The organism is Algoriphagus litoralis, assembly GCF_003259255.1.
GTDB classification, from domain to species: domain Bacteria; phylum Bacteroidota; class Bacteroidia; order Cytophagales; family Cyclobacteriaceae; genus Algoriphagus; species Algoriphagus litoralis.
Genome location: NZ_QGOL01000009.1, coordinates 304,260 through 330,847 on the forward strand (window position 1 = coordinate 304,260; position 26,588 = coordinate 330,847).

23 protein-coding genes and 2 pseudogenes are annotated in these 26,588 nt (G+C 41.9%); 13 read left to right on the forward strand and 12 right to left on the reverse strand.

Translation table 11 applies throughout. The features are described from left to right. The first annotated feature begins 3 nt into the window (after positions 1 to 3). Both egtB and egtD read left to right on the forward strand, forming a co-directional pair. Positions 4 to 1,161: an ergothioneine biosynthesis protein EgtB gene (egtB, locus tag DK188_RS12845; protein ID WP_111671227.1), complete on the forward strand. Its 1,158-nt coding sequence runs from the start codon at positions 4 to 6 to the stop codon at positions 1,159 to 1,161. A gap of 6 nt (positions 1,162 to 1,167) precedes the next feature. Next, a complete protein-coding gene (gene egtD / locus DK188_RS12850) occupies positions 1,168 to 2,094 on the forward strand; it encodes an L-histidine N(alpha)-methyltransferase (protein ID WP_111671228.1) in 927 nt (308 codons plus the stop codon). A 283-nt stretch (positions 2,095 to 2,377) separates the two neighbouring features. Here the strand turns inward: egtD and DK188_RS12855 are convergent, their stop codons facing one another. Then, positions 2,378 to 3,877: a M43 family zinc metalloprotease gene (locus DK188_RS12855; protein ID WP_111671229.1), complete on the reverse strand. Its 1,500-nt coding sequence runs from the start codon at positions 3,875 to 3,877 to the stop codon at positions 2,378 to 2,380. Positions 3,878 to 4,210: 333 nt separating this feature from the next. Next, positions 4,211 to 4,384 (reverse strand): annotated as a pseudogene (locus DK188_RS12860) (helix-turn-helix domain-containing protein); the annotation flags it as partial. Positions 4,385 to 4,458: 74 nt separating this feature from the next. Here DK188_RS12860 and DK188_RS12865 point away from each other — a divergent pair. Next, positions 4,459 to 5,565: a Fic family protein gene (locus tag DK188_RS12865; RefSeq protein ID WP_111671230.1), complete on the forward strand. Its 1,107-nt coding sequence runs from the start codon at positions 4,459 to 4,461 to the stop codon at positions 5,563 to 5,565. Between the two features lie 88 nt (positions 5,566 to 5,653). Here DK188_RS12865 and mnmE read toward each other — a convergent pair whose 3' ends face one another. From mnmE to DK188_RS12905, 8 genes are all read right to left on the reverse strand, one after another. Continuing rightward, entirely contained in the window at positions 5,654 to 7,036 is a 1,383-nt protein-coding gene (gene mnmE, locus DK188_RS12870) for a tRNA uridine-5-carboxymethylaminomethyl(34) synthesis GTPase MnmE (protein ID WP_111671231.1), read from the reverse strand. Beyond that, complete coding sequence (locus DK188_RS12875; RefSeq protein WP_111671232.1) at positions 7,033 to 7,488, reverse strand: thioredoxin family protein; 456 nt, start codon at positions 7,486 to 7,488, stop codon at positions 7,033 to 7,035. The genes mnmE and DK188_RS12875 overlap by 4 nt, the downstream gene beginning before the upstream one ends. 12 nt (positions 7,489 to 7,500) lie before the next feature. Next, a complete protein-coding gene (locus tag DK188_RS12880) occupies positions 7,501 to 8,397 on the reverse strand; it encodes a metal ABC transporter permease (protein ID WP_111671233.1) in 897 nt (298 codons plus the stop codon). Continuing rightward, positions 8,384 to 9,679 (reverse strand): metal ABC transporter permease, encoded by a 1,296-nt coding sequence (locus DK188_RS12885; protein WP_111671234.1) that lies wholly within the window; start codon positions 9,677 to 9,679, stop codon positions 8,384 to 8,386. The genes DK188_RS12880 and DK188_RS12885 overlap by 14 nt, the downstream gene beginning before the upstream one ends. Position 9,680: 1 nt before the next feature. Beyond that, positions 9,681 to 10,469 carry a metal ABC transporter ATP-binding protein gene (locus DK188_RS12890; protein ID WP_111671235.1) on the reverse strand — a complete coding sequence of 263 codons (789 nt, stop codon included), beginning with the start codon at positions 10,467 to 10,469 and terminating at the stop codon, positions 9,681 to 9,683. Then, positions 10,466 to 11,380 (reverse strand): metal ABC transporter solute-binding protein, Zn/Mn family, encoded by a 915-nt coding sequence (locus tag DK188_RS12895; protein ID WP_232825725.1) that lies wholly within the window; start codon positions 11,378 to 11,380, stop codon positions 10,466 to 10,468. The genes DK188_RS12890 and DK188_RS12895 overlap by 4 nt, the downstream gene beginning before the upstream one ends. Beyond that, positions 11,377 to 12,039 (reverse strand): metal-dependent transcriptional regulator, encoded by a 663-nt coding sequence (locus tag DK188_RS12900; protein ID WP_111671237.1) that lies wholly within the window; start codon positions 12,037 to 12,039, stop codon positions 11,377 to 11,379. Before DK188_RS12900 ends, DK188_RS12895 begins: the two co-directional genes overlap by 4 nt. Positions 12,040 to 12,363: 324 nt before the next feature. Then, the gene (locus tag DK188_RS12905; protein WP_111671238.1) at positions 12,364 to 13,491 is read right to left on the reverse strand and encodes a glycosyltransferase family protein; all 1,128 of its coding nucleotides are present in this window, start codon (positions 13,489 to 13,491) and stop codon (positions 12,364 to 12,366) included. 20 nt (positions 13,492 to 13,511) lie between these two features. Here DK188_RS12905 and DK188_RS12910 point away from each other — a divergent pair, with 20 nt between their 5' ends. Both DK188_RS12910 and DK188_RS12915 read left to right on the forward strand, forming a co-directional pair. Continuing rightward, complete coding sequence (locus tag DK188_RS12910) at positions 13,512 to 14,327, forward strand: 2,3,4,5-tetrahydropyridine-2,6-dicarboxylate N-succinyltransferase (protein WP_111671239.1); 816 nt, start codon at positions 13,512 to 13,514, stop codon at positions 14,325 to 14,327. A 10-nt stretch (positions 14,328 to 14,337) separates the two neighbouring features. Continuing rightward, positions 14,338 to 14,940 carry a tetratricopeptide repeat protein gene (locus DK188_RS12915; RefSeq protein WP_111671240.1) on the forward strand — a complete coding sequence of 201 codons (603 nt, stop codon included), beginning with the start codon at positions 14,338 to 14,340 and terminating at the stop codon, positions 14,938 to 14,940. A 27-nt stretch (positions 14,941 to 14,967) separates the two neighbouring features. Here DK188_RS12915 and DK188_RS12920 read toward each other — a convergent pair whose 3' ends face one another. Beyond that, on the reverse strand, positions 14,968 to 15,573 hold the full coding sequence (locus DK188_RS12920) for a tetratricopeptide repeat protein (protein WP_232825726.1): 606 nt from the start codon (positions 15,571 to 15,573) through the stop codon (positions 14,968 to 14,970). A gap of 313 nt (positions 15,574 to 15,886) precedes the next feature. Here DK188_RS12920 and DK188_RS12925 point away from each other — a divergent pair, with 313 nt between their 5' ends. From DK188_RS12925 to DK188_RS12950, 6 genes are all read left to right on the forward strand, one after another. Beyond that, on the forward strand, positions 15,887 to 16,294 hold the full coding sequence (locus tag DK188_RS12925; protein ID WP_111671242.1) for a DUF4332 domain-containing protein: 408 nt from the start codon (positions 15,887 to 15,889) through the stop codon (positions 16,292 to 16,294). Between the two features lie 80 nt (positions 16,295 to 16,374). Continuing rightward, a complete protein-coding gene (locus tag DK188_RS12930) occupies positions 16,375 to 17,910 on the forward strand; it encodes a helicase HerA-like domain-containing protein (RefSeq protein WP_111671243.1) in 1,536 nt (511 codons plus the stop codon). Between the two features lie 34 nt (positions 17,911 to 17,944). Further along, positions 17,945 to 19,147 (forward strand): BaiN/RdsA family NAD(P)/FAD-dependent oxidoreductase, encoded by a 1,203-nt coding sequence (locus DK188_RS12935; RefSeq protein WP_111671244.1) that lies wholly within the window; start codon positions 17,945 to 17,947, stop codon positions 19,145 to 19,147. Between the two features lie 8 nt (positions 19,148 to 19,155). Then, on the forward strand, positions 19,156 to 19,503 hold the full coding sequence (locus DK188_RS12940) for a hypothetical protein (protein ID WP_111671245.1): 348 nt from the start codon (positions 19,156 to 19,158) through the stop codon (positions 19,501 to 19,503). A gap of 138 nt (positions 19,504 to 19,641) precedes the next feature. Continuing rightward, a complete protein-coding gene (locus DK188_RS12945; protein ID WP_111671246.1) occupies positions 19,642 to 20,604 on the forward strand; it encodes a YheT family hydrolase in 963 nt (320 codons plus the stop codon). A 36-nt stretch (positions 20,605 to 20,640) separates the two neighbouring features. Beyond that, positions 20,641 to 22,158 (forward strand): FMN-binding glutamate synthase family protein, encoded by a 1,518-nt coding sequence (locus DK188_RS12950; RefSeq protein WP_111671247.1) that lies wholly within the window; start codon positions 20,641 to 20,643, stop codon positions 22,156 to 22,158. Here DK188_RS12950 and lhgO read toward each other — a convergent pair whose 3' ends face one another. Then, entirely contained in the window at positions 22,159 to 23,361 is a 1,203-nt protein-coding gene (gene lhgO, locus DK188_RS12955; protein ID WP_111671248.1) for an L-2-hydroxyglutarate oxidase, read from the reverse strand. A 167-nt stretch (positions 23,362 to 23,528) separates the two neighbouring features. On the opposite strand from lhgO, the gene DK188_RS12960 reads away from it, so the two are divergent. Then, positions 23,529 to 26,006 carry a DUF5686 and carboxypeptidase-like regulatory domain-containing protein gene (locus DK188_RS12960; RefSeq protein ID WP_111671249.1) on the forward strand — a complete coding sequence of 826 codons (2,478 nt, stop codon included), beginning with the start codon at positions 23,529 to 23,531 and terminating at the stop codon, positions 26,004 to 26,006. 154 nt (positions 26,007 to 26,160) lie between these two features. Next, positions 26,161 to 26,588, forward strand: a pseudogene (locus DK188_RS12965) (hypothetical protein); the annotation flags it as partial.

Genomic DNA, 26,588 nt, shown 5'->3' on the forward strand with positions numbered 1-26,588 from the left:
CCTATGAAAAATAAAGAATTAATTAAAACAGATTTTCTTACGACCCGAAGCCTCACGGAATCCATCTGTGCCCCTTTGGAAGTGGAAGATTATGTTCCACAACCCATTATTGATGTTTCTCCACCCAAATGGCATTTAGGTCACACCACCTGGTTTTTTGAGCAATTCGTTTTGATTCCTTTTGCAACCAATTACCAGCTGTTCCATGAAGATTTTGCTTTTCTTTTCAATAGCTATTACAACCATGCGGGAGAGCGAGTCCTCAGACCCAATCGGGGATTGATGAGTAGACCTCCTGTACGAGAAGTTATGCAGTATCGATCTTATGTGACTGAAAAACTTATTGAAATGATCACAAAGCAAGATCCCGCTGAAGAAATCCTCGAACGAATCATTCTGGGAATCAATCACGAGCAGCAGCACCAAGAGCTTTTGGTCTATGATCTAAAATATATCTTAGGCAATCAGCCTACATTTCCTGTTTACGGGGATAAATTTCAAACCAAACCAATCGCAAAAAGCGATTTCCGGAAGTTTACTGAGGGAATTTATGAGATAGGTTTCGCAGGAGAAGGCTTTTTCTTTGACAATGAGTTGGGAAGACATCGGGTGTTTCTGGAAGCTTTTGAAATGGCAGTGCAATTGGTGACGAATGGAGAGTATATGGAATTTATCGAAGCTGGTGGCTATCAGAATTTTGATTATTGGCTGGATGAGGGTTTGAGTTTCATAAAAAAAGAGGGAATCACTGCACCACTTTACTGGTACCGAAAAGGTGGAGAATGGTGGAATTATACGCTCAATGGATTCCAAAAAGTAGATCCATCGCTTCCAGTACAGCATGTAAGCTTTTATGAAGCCAGTGCATTTGCATCGTGGAAAGGATGCAGATTGCCCACTGAATTTGAATGGGAGGTAGCTGCCGACCAGTTGAACTGGGGCCAATTATGGGAATGGACCAACAGCGCCTATTTACCCTATCCAGGATTCAGCAAAGTCCCAGGCGCATTGGGCGAGTACAACGGAAAGTTCATGGTAAGTCAGCACGTGCTTCGAGGCGCATCTGTAGCCACTCCTTCCGGACATTCCCGGCCAACTTATCGAAACTTTTTTCATCCGTCTTCACGTTGGGTTTTTTCCGGAATTCGACTGGCTAACTAAAAACTAATGGAAATTTTCAAAAAAGAAGTTTTAGCAGGATTACAGAAATCTCACAAAACCCTGTCATCCAAGTATTTTTATGATGATGAAGGTTCTAGGATATTTCAAGAAATCATGGATATGCCTGAATATTACCTTCCAGCTGCAGAGATGGAGATCATCGAGAGACATTCCCAAGTCATTGCACAAAAGATAGCGGGAGAGGAGCTGGACATCGTAGAGCTTGGTGCAGGTGATGGGCGAAAGATTTCCCATTTCCTAAAAGTCCTACATCCCTTCGTAGATCATCTCACCTATTTTCCATTGGATATTTCACAAGGCATTCTGGAAGAAAATACCAAGTTGATGGCAAAGGAAGTCCGAGGAATTAAGATTGAAGCGATGTGGGGGGACTTTTTTATTTCTTTACCCAAAATAAGAGATCGAAAAACCCGACGCGTCCTCATTTTTGCAGGAAGCAACATTGGAAATTTTAAAAGGAAAGAAGCTGAGGAATTTTTGCAGTTCATTGATCAGGAATTGAAAACTGGTGACAACTTTATCCTTGGCGTAGATTTAAAAAAGAATCCGAGAAAAATCCTTGCGGCATATGATGACCCACATGGGATTACCAAACGATTCAATTTGAACCTTCTCAATCGCATCAACAAGGAGTTGGGAGGGGATTTTGAATTAGAGTCATTTGACCATTATGGCACATACCATCCGATTACAGGAGCCGCGGAGAGTTTTCTGGTGAGCTTGAAAGACCAAAAAGTGAGGATAGGAGATGAGGTGATTCTTTTCCAAAAAGATGAGGTAATCCAAACTGAAATCTCGCAAAAGTTTGATTTACCACTTTTGATGGAACTTTCTAAAAATGTGGAATTCAGGATTGATTCCATATTTTCCGACAGCTCTTCACTTTTTTCTTGGGTGCTGTTTAGGAAGTAAACTGGCCGAAAATGATGAAGGGGAAAGATAAACTTACTTCCCGATACAGAAAATGCAACTAGTTGTAAATAAGATAAATGGAAAAAATCGGTACAAAAACGGTACATATTGAAGATGGACTTTTTTTTCGCGGTTCAAAATCGATTTTTTATCGAGCTGAATAAGGCTTAAGATGATGAACATTTGTTTCAAAAAATCAAAAGCTATTCAGATCATTTTTGCAGCCTGAATTGGAAAGCCTCTTTTGAATTCATAAAATTAAAATTAGGTATTGGAGAAATTACTATTCAATCGGTTTAATAGTTGGATCAAATTTACCTCTCCAAGCCTGAGTTTTTATACGTTCATTGGGATGAGGAGCTATTGGCAAAAAGTGAGCCTTTTCAAGTGTACTTCTCATTTTGGAAACTTGATCTAGAGTGAAACTATTTCCAACGGTTGGGTAATAATCCATGATATTAGTAGCAAAAAAGAATTCTCCCTCGCAGTTTGTCTTCAATTGTAGAAAGGTCTTTTTTAAGTCATCATTGTATGATTCAGTATCCTGAAAGCCATCTCCATCGATACATTGGTTACCATTTGAAAATGTATGCGGTAGGCCTAAAAAGTGTCCCAATTCATGTAGCATGAGGAAGTTCTGAAATCCCTTGTTGATAACAAATCCGTAAAATCTTGAAAGTGGCATATTTGAACCGGATCCAGGTGGATAAGATGAAAACCCATCTCGACCATCAATATTCATTACAAATACATTCACATATTCATTTGGATTCCACATTTGATCGAAAACATATTTTCTAGTGATTTCTTCTCCAATGGGATAAGATAGTTTCTCTGAGAAAATCCGATTAATTCCAGGTTCTTCGAGCGGCTTCTCATCCTGTCCGTTTGGGGCGAGGTAAAATTCAATATTGGGATCTACTTGATTATGTCCCTTTCGAAATTCTGATTCTGACTTTCCTAAAAGCCAGTCATTAGTTTCCTTCAAAAGTTGGACAAAGTTCTCCTGCCCCGGATTTTCCCTTGTTCCTTTTTCTTGCCCGGAGTGGACCACATGAAACACGATTGGCAAGGAATATTTTTTAGGAAAATTTGGTAATTCTCTGGAAATCAGTATTTCAATCTCACTCTTTTTTCCACCTACTTCTACCCAAAATGGAATTTCTCCAGATCTAAAAATAGGCACACGATGCAGCTTTTCTAATTGAACACCGTCAAAATAAAATTTATAAGGAGGTTTATTTGATTCTTCAAACTCTTTTCCCCTGTAGTCATAGATACTGGCTTTAAAATCCACGAACGATCTACCACTTATTGCATAGGGGGCTTTGGTAGAATCTCCCATCGAAGCCTTAAACCTTGAAACATAGGTCTTGGGATCTACATCAATCACTCTAATCTTTACAGGTTTGGATGTGAGCTTGCCAATTTTTGCAAAAATCTCAAATTCACGCTCTTTATCGGTGGGTATCCGAGGTGGATTTGAGCTTCGTTTTCCGTCAATATAAAATTGAATGGAAGGAATGCTGGGTAAAATGACTTCTTCACCAAAGGCAGCTGTAAATTTTGGAGAAAGATTGAGTTCTTGATCTCCGGGCCAGATTGTAAATACTGAATCAAACGGAATGAGTTCAAAACTTGCCACCTTGTTAAACCCTTCCGGAAGCGGTTCTTCCTTCTCTTTACATGCGGATAAGTTGATAATACAAGCCGCAAAAACAATCCCAATTCCCTTGGTTAATTGATTTTTTAATGAGTTTCTTGATTGAAAAAAGTGGTTCATAATATTAAAGAAAATAATTTACTTTCCTGACGTGGAAAAATGGAGATATGCTACTGTATCCTTTGAAAAAATCCAAATTTATTTCTATTAGGTACAATATATTTTAACGGAAGAATACCTTTAATGCAGTGCTATAAATTCTGCCAAGGCAGGCAATTACTCAGGACTAAAAAGCCTGATTTTCGTGGATTTTTGATCTTTACAGTGTCTTAGTCAATTGAAAATTAGTAAAGTTATAGAGGTGAAATTTAAAGCTCGCACGCCATTCACCTAAACTTTAGAGATCTGGAGAAAATAATACCCCTGGATGAGGTTTCTAAAAGAGCAGCGAAATCAGAACAATTTTTGACTATACCTATCCTGATCTTTTGCATTAGTAGGTGCCAATACATGACCAAACATGCTCAATACATGATTTACCTTGGATAGGCTTAGGTTTTCCTTGCCTTGTTCGATTTTCCGAATTACGGTGAGTGCAACGCCAGCTTTGTCTGCAAATTCTTCCTGAGTTAGGGATAGAAGGTCATTCTATAACTCATTTATTTCGTATTATTGAGCTATAGAAATAATTTCAATAGCTCATGCAATGGATTTGGGAGAGAGCGGATTGGCCAAACTTCACATTTGACCCAGCGACATTTGTTCAATTAGAACGCGAATTTCATCGGAATACGGGTTTGATTTTAGGTTCGCTAAGTTTGGTGTCGTCTGAGGATGCGGATGATCTAAAGGTAAGTCTTTTGAGCAGCGAAGCGTTGGATACCTCGAAAATTGAAGGGGAGATATTAGACAGAGATTCTGTTCAATCATCTATTCGTGGTCAGCTGGGATTGCTGACTGATGGAAGAAGGCCTGGTCCCAAAGAAACGGGTGTTTCCCGAATGATGGTGGATCTCTACAAGAGTTACCATGAGCCTCTTGACCTAGAGCGCCTATTCTCCTGGAATCAAATGATGATGAACGGAAGGATTGATTTGGAAATTGTCGGAGGTTATCGAGTTCATGTAGATCCGATGCAGATTGTATCGGGGAGGTTAGATTCGCCTCAAGTTTTCTATGAGGCTCCGCCTTCTCATAGGGTGCCAAAAGAGATGGAAAATTATCTTCTTTGGTTCAATCGAGCTTTTAGCGAAGGAATGCCCACATTGGTTCATGCTGGCTTGGCGCACCTTTATTTTGAATTAATTCCCCCTTTTGAAGACGGAAATGGTCGAATTGGGCGAGCCATTGCAGAAAAAGCCTTGGCGATGGGAGCAAAGCATCCCTTGATTACTTCACTTTCCAGTACAATAGAGCAAAATAAAAAGGCGTACTATCAGGCTTTAAAGCGTGCAAATAGCTCGTTGGAGGTGACAGATTGGTTGGTTTATTTTTCTGAAGAGGTGTTGAAAGCCCAAATCAATGAGCAGAAATTGATTCTATTTATAGTGGAAAAGGCTCGCTACTTTGAAGAATTCCGGACTAAGCTGAATGAGCGTCAGTCCAAAGTCGCGCTGCGGTTGTTCCGTGAAGGACCAGAAGGTTTCAAAGGTGGACTGAGTGCTGAGAATTACATTCGTATCAGTAAAACTTCTCCCGCTACTGCTACCAGAGATCTAGCGGAAATGGTAGCCCTTGGAGCTCTAAAAAAGACTGGTAAACTTAGGCATACGCGATACTTTTTACCGATGGTGGAAATCTCGCACTGAGATTTTTTCATTCAGGTCAATCATTCCTTGACCTTATTGCTCAACTGTTAAGGTTTCTTTGACACCTACCGCTTAATTCAGTTTACCTTTACTTTCCGATACAGAACTTACTAAAAATATTCGCCAGCAAATCATCCGTAGTCACTGCTCCTGTTATCTCACCTAAGTAGTGCAGAGATCGGCGGATGTCCATGGCGACAAAATCATTGGTGACCTCATTATCCAGTCCTGCTAAAATATCCAAAAGCGATTCTCTCGTTTTGGTCAAAGAATCGTAGTGACGAACATTGGTCACAATCGTATTTCCTGTTCGAAATTTGTCTAGGTTGACCAGTTCCAAAACACGGGATTTAAGCGCTTCCAGGTTTTCTTTTTTACCTGCAGAAATAAAAATAGTGTCAGGATGAATATCCCTTAACTCACTGATTATATTTCCATTAGCTTTATCTGTCTTATTTGCTACTTTTAGAAAAGGTACGCCCAAATTTTCAAGTTTGTTGATGTCCCGATTGATCTCGATCAGGTCCGTGTCGCTCAAATCAAAAAGGTACAAAATCAAGGAAGCTGTCTTCATCTTCTCCTGAGTTCGGCTGACGCCGATTGCCTCGATAGTATCGGTTGTTTCACGCAATCCAGCCGTGTCGATAAATCTGAAAATGACTCCGCCTATACTGATTTCATCTTCAATGAAATCTCTAGTCGTCCCTGCAATGTCTGAGACTATGGCTTTTTCTTCATTGAGCAATGCATTGAGTAGGGTGGATTTGCCGGCATTGGGTTTTCCTGCGATGACGGTAGGAACTCCATTTTTGATCACGTTACCGAGATCAAAACTCAGAATAAGTTCTTCGACGATGCGTAGGATTTTTTCCACCAAAATCCGTAAGTCTTCTCTGCTCGCAAACTCCACATCTTCCTCAGTAAAGTCCAATTCCAATTCAATCATGGAAGCAAAATGGATCAACTGATTTCTCAAATCCTGTATTTCTGAACTGAATCCCCCTCTTAATTGACTCAAGGCCGCTTGGTGACTAGTCTCCGAGTCAGCATGGATCAAATCTGCCACAGCTTCAGCCTGAGCCAAGTCAAATTGCCCATTAAGGAACGCCCGCTGGGTAAATTCTCCCGGCTTGGCAGGTCTCACACCTTTACGGATGAAAAGTTTGAGAACTTGATTGATGATATAAGAAGAGCCATGTGTGGAGATTTCCACGACATTTTCTTTTGTAAAAGACTTTGGCGCTTTGAAAATGGAAACCAAAACCTCATCGATTACTTTTTCCCCATCTCGAATTGTTCCGAAATGGATGGTATGGGTAGGCTGGTTTTCCAGATTTTTACCAAAAAAAACGGCATTGGTTATGCGGATAGCATTTTTTCCAGAAAGTCGGATCACGGCTATGGCGCCGATTCCTTGCGGAGTGGCTAATGCGATAATAGTATCATCCCGCTCGGAGAGGGAAAAACTCATGGCTTGGCTTTAAATGCTTTTTCAACCAATTCAGTTAACCCAGCCAAAAATGCCTCAGGTTGACGGTAGCCTGGAAGTTGGGCGATGTTTTGGAGCTTGGGTTCAATGATGACAAAATTTGGGTAGGAGCGAACGCGCATTGCAGCGGCCATAGTGGCTTCTGTGTATTCTTTACCCATAAATTCAAAAGTGCGCTTCGTGTCTTCCGCATTCATTTTTACTGCGTAAAAGTTGCTGTTGATGTGCGCGATAACCTTGGGATCTGTGAAAGTTTCCTTATCCATTTTTTTGCACCATCCACACCAGTCTGTATAGACGTCGACCAATAGCATTTTAGGGTTCTCAGCATTCGCAGCGATAGCTTCCTCAAACTTCAACCATTTGATTTGATCCTGAGCCTCCGCCGTGACACTTAGCAAAATCGAAAACAAAAACAGACTTAGGTATTTCATCTTAATTCTAATTTAAACTCCAAACGGTTCCTTGACGGAAGAAGTTCCTCTCAACCAGCTTGGCTTTTTGCTATGAATCAGGACACTAATTCCAAACAGGCCTCCCGCCACAGTTACCATCATCCCAGCTATTGAGCTGTCGATCCAATAGGCAAGATAATAACCCAGCACCGAAATCGAAATCCCCAGACCAGCCGTCAGCTTCAATAGGGGCATCAGACTTTTGGTCCAAAGAAACGCTGTAGCAGGCGGTACCACAAGCAAAGCTACAACTAATATCGCGCCAACTGACTCAAAGCTACTGACCGTGGTGTAGGAGACTATACTCATCAAGGCCAAGTTCACACCTTTAGAAGGTATGCCCATAACAGAGCTGAAGTTTTCATCGAAGCTAGTTAGGGTCAATTCCTTAAACAACAGGTAAATAAACCCACTAACAAAAAAGAAATTGAGACCAGCGAGCCAAGTGATTCTTGGGCCAAGGTTCAGGCCGCTTTTTGTGATCCAGCTATCGATCGGCAAGTAAGCGATCTCGCCGTATAAAACACATTCCTGATCCAAATCCACTTTGTATGCTAGAAGGTTAATAAGAATAATGCCAATGGCGAAGAGAAGTGTGAACGTGATTCCAATGGATGCATCCAACTGCACCCGGGCTTTTTTGCGAAGCCAATCAATCATCAGCGTGGCTAAAATTCCCAAAAGACCAGCACCTATGATGACTTCTAAGCTACGCTGGCTACCTGAAACGAAATAGCCGATCACGATTCCCGGAAGCACCGCGTGGGAAATGGCGTCACCGGTCATGGACATTTTGCGAAGCATCATGAAGACGCCCAGAAAACCGCAGGAAATCGCAATCAGCGAACCTGTGAAAATGATCAGAAATGCATTGCTATCGAAGGTCATTTTTCTCTCTTGGGATAGTTTCTTGGTGAGGATCTAAAGCAGGGTAGTTGAGTCTTTTCTCGAGTAAAGCTTCCAATTCAGGAGTGATCAAATGCTCTAGCTGTTCGGCTGAATCATGAACATGGTCTGGTGCGATATTCATCGACTCATTGAGGTACAATTCCCAGAGACGATGCAACCTGACTATTCTCATCGCTTCAGAGTTTCCTCGCTCTGTCAGTTCTATAGTTTGTTGATTCCTAGCTATAAAACCCATAGTAATTAATTCAGAAATTGACTTGGTGGTCTGTGCCTTTTGGTAAGGATAGAGTTCATAGATTTCTTCTATGGGCAAGGATTCCTTCCCTTCTTCTTTTGCTTTGTACAGTCCCTTCATCAAGTGATCCCGATGTGTTTTCCTGAGGTATTTTTTTCTGGAAATAAACCTAGAAACGATACCACTCTTGGGAGCAATCAAGAATGAAATCAGCGCAAACAGGGAAAGAAAAACAACCACCCATGGACCTGTCGGCATCTGAGGAAGGACGAAAGAAACATAGGTTCCTAAAATTCCAGAAAGCACGGAGAAAATGGCCGCTAGGATCAAAAGTGGGTTCAATCTATCTGTCCAAAATCGAGCGGCTGCTCCGGGCGTAATCAGCAATGCAGCCATCAAAACCACCCCAATCGCCTGAATGCCGATCACTACTGCCAATATCATCAGTACATTGAACAAGAATGAAATGGTTTTCATCGGAAACCCGATCGCTTTACCATATTGTGGATCAAAAACCATTAGGCGAAATTCCTTCAGCAACAGCGTCAAAACCACAATAATGACCAATGAAAGCCCTCCATAAAGCATCAGATCAGCCTCGGAAATTCCGATGGCATTGCCGAAAATAAAAGAGTTTAAACCAGCTATCTCCGGATTGCCACTTTTCTGAAGGGATGTCAGAAGCACGATTCCAAAACCAAAAAAAACAGAAAGGATCGTCGCAATAATCGTATCCTCGCTGAGTTTGGTGTTTTGTTTCAGCCAGGAACTCAGGAAAGTGGCAATTCCACCAGAAATAAAGGCCCCTGTGACGATATAAACAGGATTCTTTTCTCCTGCCATCATAAATCCAAGGCAAATTCCTGGAAGCACTGCATGTGAAATAGCATCTCCGAGCAAGGCTTTTTTGTCCAAAAAGGAAAATGTGCCCACATAAGCAGAACCAATCCCCAAAAGCATGATTCCCAAAACCACCCAAAGTATGGAAGGATCCTGAAAGGTGAAGAAATAGACAAAATCTTCCATATCAGCTTTTCAATGGATTGAAGTCTTTTTGGCGAATCATATCGGTGACTCGGGTCAGGAGATTGAGTTTGCCTCCGTAGGTTTTGCGAAGCATCTCTTCATTCATCACCAGTTCCTTTGGTCCGGAGGCTACAAGATGAAGGTTTAACATAATCATCCAATCAAAGAACGTCATCGCAGAATGAATATCGTGATGCACCACAATGACGGTCTTACCCGCAGCAGTCATTTCCTGAAGCAATTGGAAAATGGCTGTCTCTGTGGACATGTCCACTCCTGCAAATGGTTCATCCATCAGGTATAAATCTGCCTCCTGTGCCAAGGCCCTGGCAATAAAGACCCGCTGCTGCTGTCCTCCGGATAGCTCTGATATCTGTCTGTTGACAAAACCATTCATACCCACTTGCTCCAAGCTTTTCAGGGCTAGGTCCTTTTCCTTTTTGCCGGGACGACGAAAGAGACCAAGCTTCCCGTAAGTACCCATCATGACCACATCCAGTACAGAAGCGGGGAAATTCCAGTCTACGGATTCCCGTTGGGGCACATAGCTAATTCTGGCCCTGACATCGTTCAGTGGTTTGTCAAAAACTTTCACATAGCCGGAAGTAGGAGTGATCAGCCCCATGATCGCTTTGATAAGCGTCGACTTCCCAGCTCCATTAGGACCCAGAATGCCAATCAGATTTCCTGCAGGCAAACTGAGGTCAACATTCCAAAGCACAGGATTCTGATCATAACTTACAGTTAGGTCATGGATTTCAAGAATTGGATTTTCTACCTGAGTGATCATAGCATTAGGCTTTCATAGATGATGTTTAGATTGGTATGGACCATGCCGATATAGGTTCCAGCAGGGGTTCCTTCAGCATCCAAACTATCTGTGTACAATGGTCCGGCAAGTTTGACCTGATGATTTCGCTCTGCAGCTCCGGCAGCTACGGCTCGGATGGCTTTTGGTGATATGGTCTGCTCCGCAAAAATTGCCTTGACTTTATTTTCCTGGACTGTGGTGATTAGTTCTGTCAAATCACGCAATCCGGGTTCGCTGAGGGTCGAAAGCCCTTGAAGGGATTTGACTTCGAGTCGATAGGCTTTGCCGAAATAGGCGAATGCATCGTGAGCGGTAACCAAAACCTGACCTGCTGACCGGAGTTCATTGACTTTGGTTCGAACTTCCTGATCTAACGCTTTAAGGTCGGACAGATATTTCCTTGAATTAGATTCAATGGTTGACTTAAGTTCAGGTTTCCAAAGGATGATCTGTTCAGATGTATATTTCATCGCTTTTGACCAAAGGTAAACATCGAACCAGATGTGTGGATCTACACTGTGCGCTTCCGGTCCGGATCGAATCAGATCTGTCTGTGGCAGTCCTTGTGAGATGTCAATAAGGTTTTGACTGAGGGCAAGTTTTTCAAAAATCTCAGTCATTTTACCCTCAAGGTACAATCCATGATAAACGACCAGATCAGCATTGGTCAACAGATCCAAATCGCGAACGGAGGCTTTATACAAATGTGGATCGACTCCGGCAGGCATAAGTGCAACGACATCTGCTTGATCTTGGACCATGTTTTTGATTCCATCTGCCAAGATGCTGGTCGTAGCTACAATCAATGGTTTGGTTCTGCTTTCCTTTGATTCGCTTTTGCAGGCAAAAGAACCCAGAATCAATAAAAACGGAATCAGGTATCTGCTCATGATTGCAACACCAAAATATTACAGGACACATCTTTGGACATGAAGAGCGTCTTTTTCTGATCTACCAAAATCTCCAGAGAACCGTCGAATTCCACCTTGTCCAAAACCTTAATCCGAGCTCCGATGTAGGCGCCTACTTTGTCGAGGTAGCGAAGGAAGGCAGCCGAACTGTCTTTGACCGCGACGATTTGCCCGGTCTGATCCACTTCCATTTCATTGAGCGGAACCCGTGGCCGGGCCCGTACATCTCCAAACTCATCCGGAATAGGATCCCCATGCGGATCAAACTTTGGATAGTTCAAATAGGAGTCCAGTCGTTGGATCAAAAGCGTGGAGTGAATGTGTTCCAATTGCTCAGCGACCTCGTGAACTTCATCCCACGCAAAATTCAATTTCTCCACCAAGAAAACTTCCCAAAGTCGATGTTTTCGGATGGTCTGAAGGGCAAGCCGCTTCCCTGATTCAGTGATCTGGAGACCGTAATATTTTCGGTATTCGATCACTTCTTTTTCACCCAGCTTTCGAAGCATATCGCTCACTGATGCAGCCTTGGTTTTCATCTCTGCAGCGATGTCATTCGTAGATACACTTTTCTTTCCTCCATCGGAGAGGTGATAGATCGCTTTCAGGTAATTCTCCTCAGTGCTTGTCAATTCCATATTTATTCAATCTCAATAATGAGTCAAATATAAAAATTAATTTAGATATAGCTAAATATATTTTTAATAAAAGCTAAATCAGCTGTTGATAACTCGATTTGGATTGTGTTTTGATAATTAGACTAGTCTAAAAATATTATTAGGACACCTAACAAAATGTATTAAAGCATTGAAATTGAACAGGTTAAATCACCTGAATTTAGGTAGGTACATTCAAATTTTGAGGATTTTCTCAGTTTCCATTCTGCGGAAATGAGTGTAAAAACAGGGAATCCAGTGGATAACTCTCCACACTTATCCACTTAAAGAAAATATACAGGGTAATTAAGAAAGTAAATCTTGGATAGCTTGCTGAAAATGAAGCTTTTCAGTTTTCCACAGGATGGATTCTGAAGGGGTGGCGGTAAAGAAAGTCTGGCCTAAAGCTGTTTGAAGATCCTCAATTGCCATCGGGAGATTTAAAAAATCAATAGGATATCCTCCGCTGAAATCAGCCAGAAATTTTTCCCATTTTGGATTGGGACTGATCAAAACGGGAATGCCCAATGCAGCACATTCAAAAAGTTTAGTAGGCATTTTATCTCGAATTGCCTGATGATCTTGATACGGCAATAGCGCAAAATCTGAGCTGGTCAGGACTTGAATAAACTCTTCATGAAGCACAGGATTTTGGTCAATTGATAAACTAATCTTGGGATTGTTTTTCGCTATTTCATGAAGCTTTTCCCGGAATGAAATCAATGGACAATGTCCTGCTATTACCAATTCGAAATCCGGGAAATAGGATAGAATCTCCGTAAACCAATTCACTGCATCCAGTATTCCAAAAGCAGGAGTGATGGTACCAATGATGCAGAATCGAATAACTTTTTTGTCAGAAAATGACCTAGGCAAGACTGGTTTCAAATTTCCCGAAAATTTATTTTCCAGAATGAGGAAAGGTTTCTTTTCGGGCATTTCTGCTGCATAGCAATTCTCGGCAAAGAGATACAAATCAATCCCCGTTACCGATTCAGCTTTTTCTATAATAGAAGCGGCCTTTCTTTTTTTACTTAATGAGAGTTCGGGATTGAGGTTTAGGTTGAGGAGGTAATTTTCCTGAACATCATAGACAAGCTTGTATTTCAAAAAAGGCTTCAGCAATGAGGCCAATGGTAAGTATTCATACGTGCAGGATATCACCAGTTTGGGTTTGACTTGAATTAACCTACACACGAATCTGACTTGGGACAGCATTCTGTCAAATCGGGATCCAAAATGGCTCATAGAAGAAAAAAATCGGAAACCGGGGAAGGAAATAGGCCTTTTCGCAGAAAAACCTATGATAAATAGGCTGTATGTATTTGTTTCGCCAATCGAAAGTCCAAGCTTTCCAAAAGCTCTCACATCATTGACCGGCTTCAGCGTAGAAGCAATCAAAACAGGAACTTTTTTGGCTTGGAACTGACTCATAAACGAAACTAAATAAAATAATGGAACTCAAGACTATCATCGAAGCTGCCTGGGAAAACAGAGAATTACTCAAAGAAAAAGAAACTGAAATCGCAATAAAAACGATCATTGCCGACTTGGATGCAGGTAAACTCAGAGTAGCAGAGCCGCTTGAAAATGGTGATTGGAAAGTAAATGATTGGGTGAAAAAAGCGGTAATCCTCTATTTCCCTATTCAGAAAATGCAAACGATCGAAGTTGGACCGTTTGAATTTCATGATAAAATGGCCCTGAAAACCAACTATGCAAAGCAGGGCGTTCGGGTTGTTCCTCATGCAGTGGCTCGTTATGGTGCATATTTAGCTTCTGGTGTGGTGATGATGCCAAGTTATGTTAATATCGGTGCCTATGTGGACAGTGGCACGATGGTTGATACCTGGGCTACGGTCGGATCCTGTGCGCAGATCGGCAAAAACGTTCATTTGAGTGGGGGAGTAGGTATCGGAGGTGTTCTAGAACCTGTTCAAGCAGCTCCAGTGATCGTGGAAGAGGGTGCATTTATCGGTTCTCGGGCGATCATTGTCGAAGGCATAAGAATCGGTAGAGAAGCCGTAATTGGAGCTGGAGTTACCTTAACAGCAAGTTCAAAAATCATCGACGTGACGGGTTCAGAACCTGTAGAATACAAAGGATATGTTCCTCCTAGATCGGTAGTGATACCGGGTTCTTTAGCAAAAGAGTTCCCTGCCGGCACCTATCAAGTTCCCTGTGCTTTGATCATCGGTCAGCGTAAAGCTTCTACTGATCTCAAGACCTCACTCAACGATGCGTTAAGAGAAAATAACGTAGCAGTCTAAACCAACTAGTATGAAATTCTTACCCAAAGCCCTGATCATTTCGGTTTTTGCCGGGACGATTTGGGCTTGTTCTGAAAACAAAAAAGATCCGGGTGATGCCTTTTTTGAGCGAGCGGAATATGAGCTCGCTGTGCAATCCTATACTGACAATCTTAAGCTTAAGCCTACGGATGTAACTTTGCTTTACAACCGAGGCAGGGCGTTTCAGGAAATGGGTGATCTCAATAAAGCAAGGATTGACTTTGAGTCAGCCTTGGCTTATGATCCAAAAAATTTTCAAGTTCTCTTGAGCTTGGCTGCTGTGCAGCTTGAGGAAAAAAACTACGCAAGTGCTTTGCTTTACGCTACCAAAGCCGAGGAAATTTCGGGAGCTCCAGCGATGGCTTCTTTCCTCAAAGGACGAGCCTTGCACCAACTTGGCTTGCCCGAAGATGCGCTAAAAGCTTACGGCAACGCAATCCAAATTGATAAGAATTTTGGCCAAGCCTATTTGAACAGAGGCTTATTGAAAGTAGCATTGGATCGAAAAAAACAAGCTTGTGAGGATTTGAAACTTGCCACGGTTTTGGAATATCCAGGAGCTGAAGAATCTTTCAATAAATACTGCAAGTAATCAAAATCCCGCCAAGAGCGGGATTTTTTAATGCGTATCGCCTTCGGTGTGTATGTGATCTTTGTGATCGCAAATTTGATCAGAAGTAATTTTTCCTGAACCTAAGCAGGTTTTGCAATCACTCACTGATTTGCCTGAGCCCTCACATTCGGGGCAGGTTAATCTTCCTTTTCCGGCACAGCGCTCGCATTCAAAGAATTCGACAATATTGAAGACATTCACTTTCTTGATCAGACCAGATGCTCCACATCTGCTACAGCCTACTATTCCTTTGGATTTACAGTAGTTGCATACCTGTTCGATCTGCTTGGAACCTTCACAGGTAAAGCACACCTCATACCGATATCCTCGACGATCACAAAGTTGGCAGGATTGAATTTCAGCCAAATGAACTTTTAGCTTTTCCTGAAGTTCCTTGGCTCCCTGATAGTTTTCTCCTTTAAACCCGGTAAGCTCAAGGTATTTGTTGAGGAAATTAGCGCTATTGTCGTATTGCCCCAATTCGTAGAGTGTCTCAGAAAAATAATAGGGCATTTCATCTGGCAAAGGAAGTCCAGAGTCAATCAAATTCCGGAAAATGGAGTTTGCTGTTTGATAATCTTTTCGTTCTAATGCAGCCATAGCTCCTTTCATCCAGCGATCCGTCTGGCCTAGATTGGGACCGGATTGGGCAAAGGAGTTACTCGATATAATGCACAACAAGCAGAACAGAACTAAACGAAAATGAGTCGGAAGGGATTTCAATTTGGGATTTGAATTTTGATGCAATAAAATAACTGTTTTTGTTACTCCAAAGTTAAAATTTGCTGTTGGCCGATTTAGAAATTACACTTTTCATTTTGACTGGAAAATAATGTCCTTATTTTAGCACAGGTGGATCAGATGAATAGTTTTTCATTATCCTATCGAAGTCAACTCATAAACCTAAAACAAAAACTTATTTCAAATGGGAAAGACCATCACGATGATTGAAGGTATTGGCGAAGTTTTCAAAGGTAAACTTGCCGAAGCAGGAGTGTCTACAGTCGAAGGATTGTTGGAAAAAGGCGCTACAAAATCAGGAAGAAAGACAATTGCTGAGTCCTCAGGAATAGATGAAGGCAAGATTTTGGACTGGGTGAATATGGCTGACCTTTTTCGAATCAACGGCGTAGGTAGTCAATTTGCGGAGCTACTCAAAGCTGCCGGCGTAGATACCGTCAAGGAATTACGAACTAGAAACCCAGAAAACCTTCATGCAGCTCTAGTGAAAACTCAAGAAGAAAAGGGTCTCACGAAAGTAGTGCCTGCCCTGTCAAAAATTGAAGACTTCATTAGCCAAGCCAAGGCACTAGAGCCAGTAGTGACGCATTAATTGTTTATCAATAGGGCATATACAAAACCTTGAGGCAACTCAAGGTTTTTTTGTAGTTTGAGTTCCTAAAAACGTTTACCATGAGCAATATCGATCAGTTTAAAACCACCCTGACTGATGGTCAGATTTTCAAAAAAGATTTCATCATTCTGGGCACGGGTATTTTGAATGGCACAGCTGTTCCCGAGACTCATGTGAAGATTCCCTTGAAAACGATGAATCGTCACGGGCTCATTGCTGGAGCTACAGGTACAGGCAAAACCAAAACTCTGCAGGTAATTGCTGAGCAACTTTCTCTAAAAGGAGTTCCCTCCGTATTGATGGACCTCAAAGGTGATCTATCAGGACTTGCTATGCCTGGAGAAGCCAACGATTTTATCATGAAGCGCTCTGCTACAATTGGCGTAGAATATTCACCCCAAGGTCTCCCTGTTGAATTGATGACCATTTCTAATGAAAAAGGAGTGCGTATGAGGGCCACAGTTTCAGAATTTGGACCTGTTTTGATGTCTCAGATTTTGGAAGTAAATGATACCCAGCAGGGAGTGATCGCCTTGGTGTTTAGATATTGTGATGTAAATCATTTGCCCTTGGTAGATTTGAAGGATTTCAAACGCGTGCTTCAGTTTGTTACCAATGAGGGAAAAGAAGCCATCACCAAGGAATTTGGTCAGGTTTCTTCAGCATCTGTCAATACCATCATGCGAAAAATCATCGAACTGGAGCAACAGGGAGCGGATCGTTTTTTTGGGGAGCGATCTTTTGAAGTGGAAGATTTCACCCGGACCAAAGATGGAAAAGGAGTTATATCTGTAATTCGATTGACTGATATTCAAAGCAAGCCTAAACTTTTCTCGACTTTCATGCTCAGCTTGTTATCTGAGATTTATGAGACTTTTCCCGAGCAGGGAGACGCTGACCAGCCCAAACTTTGTCTGTTTATCGATGAAGCACACCTGGTCTTTTCCAATGCATCCAAAGATCTCCTTGAAAAAATTGAGGCCATCATCAAGCTAATTCGATCCAAGGGTGTTGGAGTGTTTTTCTGTACTCAGACTCCCACGGATGTTCCGGACAATGTATTGGGTCAATTGGGTCTGAAAGTGCAACATGCGCTTCGAGCTTTCACTGCAAAAGATCGAAAGGCCATTACCAAAACAGCTGAAAACTATCCGGATTCTCCATTTTACAAGACCTCTGAAGTGTTGACTTCAATGGGAATTGGAGAGGCATTGATCACCGCACTGAACGAAAAAGGTATCCCAACACCATTAGCTCATACGCTAGTGCGTGCCCCAATCACACGAATGGACATTTTGGAGGATGCAGAGATCAATTCCCTGGTGTCCAAATCTGATTTGGTTCAGAAATACAATCAAGACATCGATCAGGAAAGTGCGTATGAAATGCTCGAACGAAAAATGATGCAACTGGAGAAGGAGCAGGAAAAAGTCACCTTGCCAAAACCCGCTACCAAAACAGTCCCTAAACCAAAACAGGAAGAATCATTTATAGAAGAATTAAGCAAGAATACCATGGTGAGACAAATGGGGAGAACCCTGTTCAGAGAATTGGCCCGAGGTATTTTAGGTTCATTTTCAGGTAAAAGACGATAAGCTTAATTTCTTGTAATACATTAATTTATACAAATTGAAAATTGCAGTGATTGGAGGTGGAGCCGCAGGATTTTTTGCTGCTATTCATGCGAGTGGAAAAGGGAGAGAAGTTTGCATCTTTGAAAAAAGCCCAAAACTTCTCTCCAAAGTAAAAGTATCCGGCGGTGGGAGATGCAACGTCACCCATCAGCCAATGGAGGTTTCTAAATTGATCAAAAATTATCCCAGAGGGGAGAAATTTTTGAAGAAGGTCTTTCGGCATTTTTCTATTGCAGATACTTTCCTCTGGTTTGAATCTCGGGGGGTACACTTGAAAGTAGAAGTCGATGGACGCGTATTTCCAGTGTCCGATTCCTCCCAAACTATAGTTGATGTGCTCCTCTCCGAAGCTGAAAAATCCGGGATCAAAATCTTCACCTCTACTGGGATCAAAGAATTAAATCCCTCCCAATCTGGCTACGAATTGATCACTGAGAAAGGGGTCTTTCGTGCTGATGCGGTAATTGTGGCTACTGGAGGCCATCCCAAATCGGACGGTTACAATTTTCTTAACTCATTAAAAATCAAATTAAATAGTCCAATACCTTCTTTGTTCACTTTCAATACTCCTGGAGAAAGTATTCGCGAATTGATGGGGATAGCAGTGCAGGATGGATTGGTAAAAATCGAGGGAACCAAACTCAATTACCGAGGCCCGGTATTAGTCACTCATTGGGGGATCAGTGGTCCAGCAGTACTGAAATTATCTGCCTTTGGAGCAGATTGGCTCTATGACCACGACTATCGTGCTCGTGCTATTATCAACTGGAATTCCCTCTACGGAGAAAATGATTACCTAAGCCAATTAGTCAAGTACAGTCAGGCTCATCCCAATCGTAAAGTCTATTCCCATGCACTTTTCGACTTACCTGCGAGACTTTGGGAGCACTTTTGCTTCAAATCCGAAATAGATCCGCTCCAACTTCACGGAAATCTACCGAAAAAGCAACTTAATAAGCTTGTACAAAACCTTTTTTGCTATATTTTGGAAGTCAATGGAAAGACGACCTTCAAAGATGAATTTGTCACAGCGGGTGGCATTGATTTGAATGAAGTCAATCCCGAAACCATGCAAAGTTTACTTCACCCTAACCTATACTTTGCTGGGGAGGTCCTCGATATAGATGGCATTACTGGTGGCTTTAATTTTCAAGCTGCTTGGTCTACTGGATTTCTTGCAGGAAGGTCTATTAATTAAAAGAACCCATGAGTAATTTCTACCCGGAATTGAACCAAAGAATTCTGGAAATGTCAGATGGTGATGAGGAATTTAGAATCGAACTGACCTCAGCCATTCATGCAGGACTAGTCGAATTAAAAAGCAAATATGGTGAAGGAATCCAGGAGAAGGATTCTGTTAAAATTCAGCAAATCAGACACAAACTCAAACCTACACTCATGATGTTTGAATTTGACGATTTAATAGAAAACCTTACCGAAGGAAAAGAGATTCTTGAAAATCAAGGTTTTGGTGAGGCCGCATCCAGACATTACTTTGAGTTTCTTGAAAAAGTCTCCAAAGCCATCGAAGAAGTGAGTCAATTGAAAAGCTAAAAAAAAAGGAGTCTGCACTTGCAGCTCCGATTTTTATATTAAACCCTATGATGAACTTTACTTTGCAAAAGTAAAGTGTCAATAGTACCCGCTGATTATCCATACATGAACTTCAGATGAAGTTTGGAATCTTTTCAAATGCCGATTATTTCCAGTACATACAAAAATCCTCCCTGGCACTTGTTTAATGGTCACCTGGAGACCATTGTTCCCAGCCTTACCCGCAAAGTGCAGGGCATCATGTACCATCGAGAGAAAATTAACACCCCCGATGGTGATTTTTTGAATTTAGATTGGTCTAGCGTAGGAGGAGGAAAGCTGCTGATCATCTCTCATGGTCTGGAAGGCGACTCCCGGAGGCACTATGTGATGGGACTTGCCAAACTTTTTAACCAACATGGCATAGACGTCTTGGCATGGAACAACCGAACCTGTGGTGGAGAAATGAACTTGAGACCCATTTTGTATCATCACGGAGCAAGTTATGACTTGAAAGCGGTCATTGCGCATGCATTGGCTTCTAAACCCTATGAGGAAATTTTTCTGGTTGGTATCAGTATGGGTGGAGCACAGACCCTCAAGTACCTTGGGGAAGAAGGAATTGACCTTCCAGCTCAAATTAAAAAAGCTGCTGTTTATTCTACCCCATGCAATCTGCCGTCAAGTGCGGCCACACTCAAACTTCGTCGGAACGTATTTTACAAAAATCGCTTTCTCGGCAAGCTCAAGAAAAAGATAGAGGCCAAAGCACTACAATTTCCTGAGCTGATAGATGTGGAATTGCTTCGCAAAGTGGATGATTTTGACAGCTTTGACACAAACTTCACCGCCAAAATTCATGGTTTCAAAAACGCCGATGACTTCTACCACTCTGTCAGTGCAGACAATTGGATGCCAAATATCCCTATTCCCACCTTGATAGTTAATGCGTTGAATGATCCTCTTCTCGGACCAGAATGCTACCCCATCAAGCTAGCTGAATCCAAGTCAGAAATTATTTTGGAAATGCCGAAAAGAGGAGGACATACCGGCTTTTCGGTTGCAGGTCAAGAATTTACCTGGTCAGAATATCGGATTCTTGCAATGTTTTTAGAAGGATAATATATCTTGAAGTAAATTTTACCAGCCGCTACTTCTATGAGAAAGCTATTTTTCTTCACCATCATTTTTCTTTTTGCGCTCACATTCTTTCTGATGTGGTTCTTTGAATTTCGGGTATTTAAGGTGGGTAATTTTTTCCTGTTGATCTTAGGTTTTTTGACTGCCTTGGGGATTTATGACTCGTTTCAGACGAAACACGCCATCTTAAGAAATTTCCCGGTCATAGGGCATTTCAGATATTTACTTGAATCAATAAGTCCTGAGATCCAGCAGTATTTTATTGAATCCAATACAGACGGTAGACCATTCAGCAGAAATCTCCGCTCCTTGGTATATCGCCGGGCCAAGGGTGTAAACGATACACATCCGTTTGGGACACAAAAAGACATCAATGATGAGCATTACATCGCTCTCAGGCACTCGATCTATGCCAAAGGTCCCGTTTCCGATGACATTCGTGTGACTGTGGGAGGACCAGATTGCAGCCAGCCTTATTCCGCCTCTATTTTTAATATCTCTGCCATGAGCTTTGGCAGTCTAAGTTCAAATGCTGTCAAAGCTTTAAATCAGGGTGCTAAAAAGGGAGGGTTTTACCACAATACCGGAGAAGGAGGAATCTCGAGCTATCATTTGGAAGGAGGTGATTTGGTTTGGCAGATTGGCACAGGGTACTTTGGATGCCGGGCTGAAGACGGTTCTTTTGATCCAGATAAATTCCGTGAAAAAGCATCGCTTCCCACTGTGAAGATGATCGAAATCAAGCTTTCCCAAGGTGCAAAACCTGGTCATGGAGGTGTGCTTCCGGGAATCAAAAATACGCCTGAAATAGCTGAAATCAGGGGACTTATGCCCGGAACCACAGTGCTTTCTCCACCTGCGCACAAAGCATTTTCAAATCCAGAAGGATTGATCCAATTTGTAGGAAAACTCCGTGAGCTATCGGGTGGAAAACCCATTGGTTTCAAACTTTGTATCGGACGAACCGAGGAATTTACTGCACTATGTCAGGCGATGATCAGTCAAGGAATAATCCCGGATTTCATCACTATTGATGGAGCAGAGGGTGGGACAGGAGCTGCTCCATTGGAATTTTCAGATAGTGTAGGATTACCATTGGAACCTGCACTGATTTTTGTCAGAGTGACATTGGAACGTTATAAACTCCGGGATAAAATCCGTCTAATTGCATCAGGTAAGGCTATCAGTGCTTTTTCTATTGTCAAATTCATGGCACTAGGTGCAGATATCTGCAATTCTGCTCGGGGTTTCATGTTTAGCCTGGGGTGTATTCAGGCCTTGCGATGCAATACGAACGAATGTCCTACGGGAGTGGCTACCCAAAACAGGGGACTGGTGAAAGGTTTGGTGGTGGTAGAAAAATCAGCAAGAGTCTATAATTTTCATAAAAACACAGTCCATGCAGTCAAAGAACTACTGGGCGCAAGCGGGCATACCCATCCCTCAGAATTAACCATTCATGATTTGGTCAAAGGCGATGAAATGGTAGCTTTGGCCAATAGGTATTTTCCAGATTCTGTCAATACCCAAGTTTAATCAGGAAAATCGCTTTAGGGCCATTTCTGACACTGTTCCACCGATAGAAAGTGAACTTGTAGCTGCAGGCGAAGGAGCATTTAGAACATTGATCGCGTGGGCAGATTCTCGGATTGCAAAATCGTCCAACAATCCACCTGACCGATCGCAAGCCTGTGCGCGAACCCCTGCTCCGCCTTCCACCAAGTCAGTTTCTTGGATTTCTGGAATGAGTTCCTGTAATGCTTTAGTGAATGCTGATTTAGAAAACGAACGATAAATCTCACCAAATCCTGTTTTCCAGTATTTAGCAGCTACCTTTTGAAATCCAGGCCAGGCAAGCGTTTCTGTCAATTCACTCAGGTTGATTTGGCTTTTCTTGTAGCCTTCTCTTCTAAACGCCAAGACAGCATTTGGGCCTGCCTCGACGCCACCTTTCATCATTCTGGTGAAGTGGACTCCCAAAAATGGAAAATTGGGATCTGGCACAGGATAGATCAGGTTTTTTACCAAATATTCCTTGTCCTTTTTCAACTTAAAATATTCACCTCGGAAAGGAATGATCTTTACATCATTTGAAGTGGCATCATTCATCTGAGCGACCTTGTCTGAATAGAGTCCCGCACAATTGATGACCAGCTTGGCTTCAAAGGTTTTGCTTGAGGTTTCGATATAATTGATCTGGTCTTTATGGTTTATTTTCAGAACCTTATAATTAAGAAATATTTCTCCTCCTGCCTGAATGATCTTCCTACCGTAAGCCAAAGCGACTTGATAATAATCCACAATTCCTGTTTGGGGTACGTGAATCGCCGCAACACCTGCACAGTGTGGTTCGTATTCTTTGAGTTCCTCCAAAGTGATGTACCGAGTACCTACAAGACCATTTTGGAGTCCTCGGTCAAAAAGTGTCTGCAGGAGAGGCTTTTGTTCCTCACGCGTGGCAACGACAACCTTACCGGTAATTTCGTGAGGAATTTTCTCGGCTTTGCAAAAAGCGAGCAATTCATGATATCCATTGATGCAATTGGTAGCTTTCAAAGATCCAGGCTTGTAATAAAGGCCTGAATGGATTACCCCGGAGTTGTTTCCGGTTTGGTGCTTGGCAAGTTGATCTTCCTTTTCCAAAATGGCAATTTTCAGGTCTGGCCTTGCTTTAAGAATTTTCAATCCAGTAGCCAAACCTACAATTCCACCTCCTACCAGTATTACATCGTATATCATTCCTGTCAAATTTGGCTCAAATATACATGCCGAAATGTGAATCCTCCATCATTCAAGCGTGTGTTGGAAACCTTGATTTTGCAAAATTTCACAGGGTTTCTGAACTAACCGTGCTGAGTTTCAATTTAACTTGCGTCTGTTTCCCAAAATCAGTGAATTTCCCATCAATGCTTCGACACGTCTTTTTTGCAATTTTTTTCTTTTTTTCCACGGTATCATGGGCACAATTTACGATCAATGGAAAAGTCACCGATGCCGAAACAGGCGATCCCATTCCATTTGCCAATGTGATTCTTCAGGGCACAACCACTGGGATTACTACGGATTTTGAAGGTAATTTTCTACTGAATCCCCGAATTTTAGCCGATAGCATAGTGGTAAGCTATTTAGGATACGTGCGACAGACCAAGGCTTTGGCTAAAGTCTCGGAGCAAACCATCAACTTCCAACTGCGTCCGGATTCCTTCGAATTAGAAGCATTTGTATTTGAATCTGGTGAAAATCCAGCGTTTGAGATTATCAGAAGGGCTGCCGAGCGACGAAAGGATTTTGATAAAAGAAGTCTCTCTGCCTATGAAACGAAGAATTATACCAAGATCGAGATTGACATAGACAACCTTTCAGAGGATTTTCGCCAGCGCAAATCAGTTCAAAAAGTCACTGCCGTTCTTGACAGTATCCAAGAACTGACCAATGATGAAGGGGAAAAAATACTTCCGGTATTTTTCTCCGAGACAGTCTCAAAATTCTATTACCGAAACAATCCCGAGCTGCGAAAAGAAATCATAGAAAAGACCAAAGTTACAGGCGTGGGCATCACCGACGGCTCCACTACTTCACAGATTACTGGCTCCGCATTTCAAGAGTACAACTTTTATAAAAATTGGCTTTCTATTCTTAACAAAGACTTTGTTTCACCCATTTCTGACAGTTGGAAATCATTTTATGATTACGACCTGCTAGATTCCGTGCTTGTAGGACAAGACACCTGCTACAAGCTGCAAGTCTATCCCCGCCGGGAACAGGATTTGGCTTTTTCGGGGATGATTTGGATCAAGAAAGATGACTATTCCCTCAAGCAGGTGGATTTGACTATTCCCAAAGAAGCCAATCTAAATTTTGTAGACCGGATCAAAATCCAGCAAGAATTGGGACCTAGTTCCGCAGGCCCTTTGATTCCTATCAAAACCAGGGTCTTGATCAAAATCGCCCAAGTGTCCGACAATACAGCGGGATTACTGGCCAAATTCTATACCGCTACCGACAGTGTGCTTGTCAATGCACCCAAGGACACCCGTTTTTTTAATCAGGCAGTAGAATTATTGCCTGATTTTGGGATAATTGAATCTGATTTTTGGGAGAAAAACAGACCGGATCCTCTGAGTTCCGAGGAATTGGCAGTGCTCCAGATGGTGGATACATTGAAGACGATTCCGATTATTCGATTCTACTCGGAAGGCCTGAAGTTTTTTGCCACGGGATATAAACCCATCGGCAAAGTAGATATTGGACCTTGGCCTGGATTCTTTAATTATAACAATATTGAAGGAATCCGGCTCGGAATGGGACTTCGAACGAATTACAAGTTCAGCAAAAAGTGGGAGCTGAAGGGGTATTTGGCCTATGGTTTCAAAGATGAAGAATGGAAATATGCAACCTCCGTGACCAGAATCTTGGATAGAAGCCATTGGACTACGGTGCAGGCTTATTCAAATAGGGAGATTGACCAAGTGGGATTGGAGATTGCAAACCTTCAGGGCAATAGCATTTTCCTTGCCGCCAGTAGGTTTGGCACACTCCGAAGTCCCTACTTCAGTACCAATCATGGGCTCAATGTGCAACGAGAGTTTTTTAAAGGCTTTTTGGTCAAAGCAGGAGTGAATGTCAGTCAATTTGATCCGTTATATGACTTCTTTTATCTCGAAAAGGATACTAGAGAATATCGCTCCAACTTTGAAACCACCGAAATCAGGGCAGGAATCCGATATGGACGTGATGAGATCATCATCATCAATGACAACGAGCGTGCTTCACTCGGTTCGGTGAAGTGGCCGATTTTTGAGGTAAATTATGCCAAAGGAATGGATTGGTTAGGAGGGGATTTGGACTACCAAAAGCTGAGTTTATATGTCTATCACCGAATCAACTTAGGCTTGTTTGGAGTTGGAAGATATGAACTGGATGCTGGAAAAATCTTTGGAGAGGTGCCATATCCTATTCTGAAAAATCATCTCGGAAATGAGACCCTGTTTTACACAACTGCTGCATTCAACACAATGAATTTCACGGAATTCACATCGGATCAATACTTCAGCATTCGGTACAGACAGTCCTTTGAAGGCTTTTTGCTAAATTCTATACCACTTTTACAAAAACTGAAATGGAGACTTGTAGGCAATGTAAACGCGCTTTGGGGATCCGTGCGAGATTACAATGTAGAAAATGTCCCAAGCGTAGATCCAAATGGCAATCCACTGAACACCTTTGGGCGCCTAGATTTTGGGACGCCCTATTTGGAATTGGGGTATGGAGTTGAAAATATCTTCAAGTTCTTTCGGGTTGACTTTTTCCATCGGATGACCTATTTAGATAATCTAGGAGCAAAGCCCTTTCATGTAAAGGTGAGCGCGCAGTTTATTTTGTGATTAGTAAAGAAAAAATTAAGTAGTTTCACTAAATGCTTTGTATAAAAAAACTTTACTTTAATGGGAAATAAGCATCTCAAGGTTTGATTGGAATAGGATATATCATAGATGTTTAGGGCCAAATAAACCAGAATTAATTTAAACCCATTTTATCATGAACTTCTCTTTTAATTCAGTTCTTATCGGATTTTTTCTCGTTTTCATGACTTTTTCCCAATCCACTTTTTCTCAAACCGAACCTGAGACATTTACCGCAAAAAATGCGGTTTATCTCGAATTAGGAGGAAGTTCTGGAAGATATGCGGTCAACTACAGCAAGATTTTTCATCAAAAAGGTAAGCTGAAGCTGAATGCCAGTGCAGGTTTTTCTATGTGGCGTGACAAATTAAATTCTAAAACTACTTGGCTTCCCGTTGTTCCTTTAGAGGTATCAGCCTTTTATGGTAAGTCAAACAGTCATCTGGAATTGGGTTTTGGAATCACTTCTAATTTAGGCAGAACTTTAGATTTTAATTCTGAAACATTAGAATTAGAAGATAAAGTGGTTTTTGATGCATTTATTCCTGTAAGAATTGGTTATCG

Bases quoted from the DNA above. Each gene is read 5' to 3' on its own strand.
- egtB (WP_111671227.1), top strand. From the start codon at position 4: ATGAAAAATAAAGAATTAATTAAAACAGATTTTCTTACGACCCGAAGC.
- egtD (WP_111671228.1), top strand. From the start codon at position 1,168: ATGGAAATTTTCAAAAAAGAAGTTTTAGCAGGATTACAGAAATCTCAC.
- DK188_RS12855 (WP_111671229.1), bottom strand. From the start codon at position 3,877: ATGAACCACTTTTTTCAATCAAGAAACTCATTAAAAAATCAATTAACC.
- DK188_RS12865 (WP_111671230.1), top strand. From the start codon at position 4,459: ATGCAATGGATTTGGGAGAGAGCGGATTGGCCAAACTTCACATTTGAC.
- mnmE (WP_111671231.1), bottom strand. From the start codon at position 7,036: ATGAGTTTTTCCCTCTCCGAGCGGGATGATACTATTATCGCATTAGCC.
- DK188_RS12875 (WP_111671232.1), bottom strand. From the start codon at position 7,488: ATGAAATACCTAAGTCTGTTTTTGTTTTCGATTTTGCTAAGTGTCACG.
- DK188_RS12880 (WP_111671233.1), bottom strand. From the start codon at position 8,397: ATGACCTTCGATAGCAATGCATTTCTGATCATTTTCACAGGTTCGCTG.
- DK188_RS12885 (WP_111671234.1), bottom strand. From the start codon at position 9,679: ATGGAAGATTTTGTCTATTTCTTCACCTTTCAGGATCCTTCCATACTT.
- DK188_RS12890 (WP_111671235.1), bottom strand. From the start codon at position 10,469: ATGATCACTCAGGTAGAAAATCCAATTCTTGAAATCCATGACCTAACT.
- DK188_RS12895 (WP_232825725.1), bottom strand. From the start codon at position 11,380: ATGAGCAGATACCTGATTCCGTTTTTATTGATTCTGGGTTCTTTTGCC.
- DK188_RS12900 (WP_111671237.1), bottom strand. From the start codon at position 12,039: ATGGAATTGACAAGCACTGAGGAGAATTACCTGAAAGCGATCTATCAC.
- DK188_RS12905 (WP_111671238.1), bottom strand. From the start codon at position 13,491: ATGAGTCAGTTCCAAGCCAAAAAAGTTCCTGTTTTGATTGCTTCTACG.
- DK188_RS12910 (WP_111671239.1), top strand. From the start codon at position 13,512: ATGGAACTCAAGACTATCATCGAAGCTGCCTGGGAAAACAGAGAATTA.
- DK188_RS12915 (WP_111671240.1), top strand. From the start codon at position 14,338: ATGAAATTCTTACCCAAAGCCCTGATCATTTCGGTTTTTGCCGGGACG.
- DK188_RS12920 (WP_232825726.1), bottom strand. From the start codon at position 15,573: ATGAAAGGAGCTATGGCTGCATTAGAACGAAAAGATTATCAAACAGCA.
- DK188_RS12925 (WP_111671242.1), top strand. From the start codon at position 15,887: ATGGGAAAGACCATCACGATGATTGAAGGTATTGGCGAAGTTTTCAAA.
- DK188_RS12930 (WP_111671243.1), top strand. From the start codon at position 16,375: ATGAGCAATATCGATCAGTTTAAAACCACCCTGACTGATGGTCAGATT.
- DK188_RS12940 (WP_111671245.1), top strand. From the start codon at position 19,156: ATGAGTAATTTCTACCCGGAATTGAACCAAAGAATTCTGGAAATGTCA.
- DK188_RS12945 (WP_111671246.1), top strand. From the start codon at position 19,642: ATGCCGATTATTTCCAGTACATACAAAAATCCTCCCTGGCACTTGTTT.
- DK188_RS12950 (WP_111671247.1), top strand. From the start codon at position 20,641: ATGAGAAAGCTATTTTTCTTCACCATCATTTTTCTTTTTGCGCTCACA.
- lhgO (WP_111671248.1), bottom strand. From the start codon at position 23,361: ATGATATACGATGTAATACTGGTAGGAGGTGGAATTGTAGGTTTGGCT.
- DK188_RS12960 (WP_111671249.1), top strand. From the start codon at position 23,529: ATGCTTCGACACGTCTTTTTTGCAATTTTTTTCTTTTTTTCCACGGTA.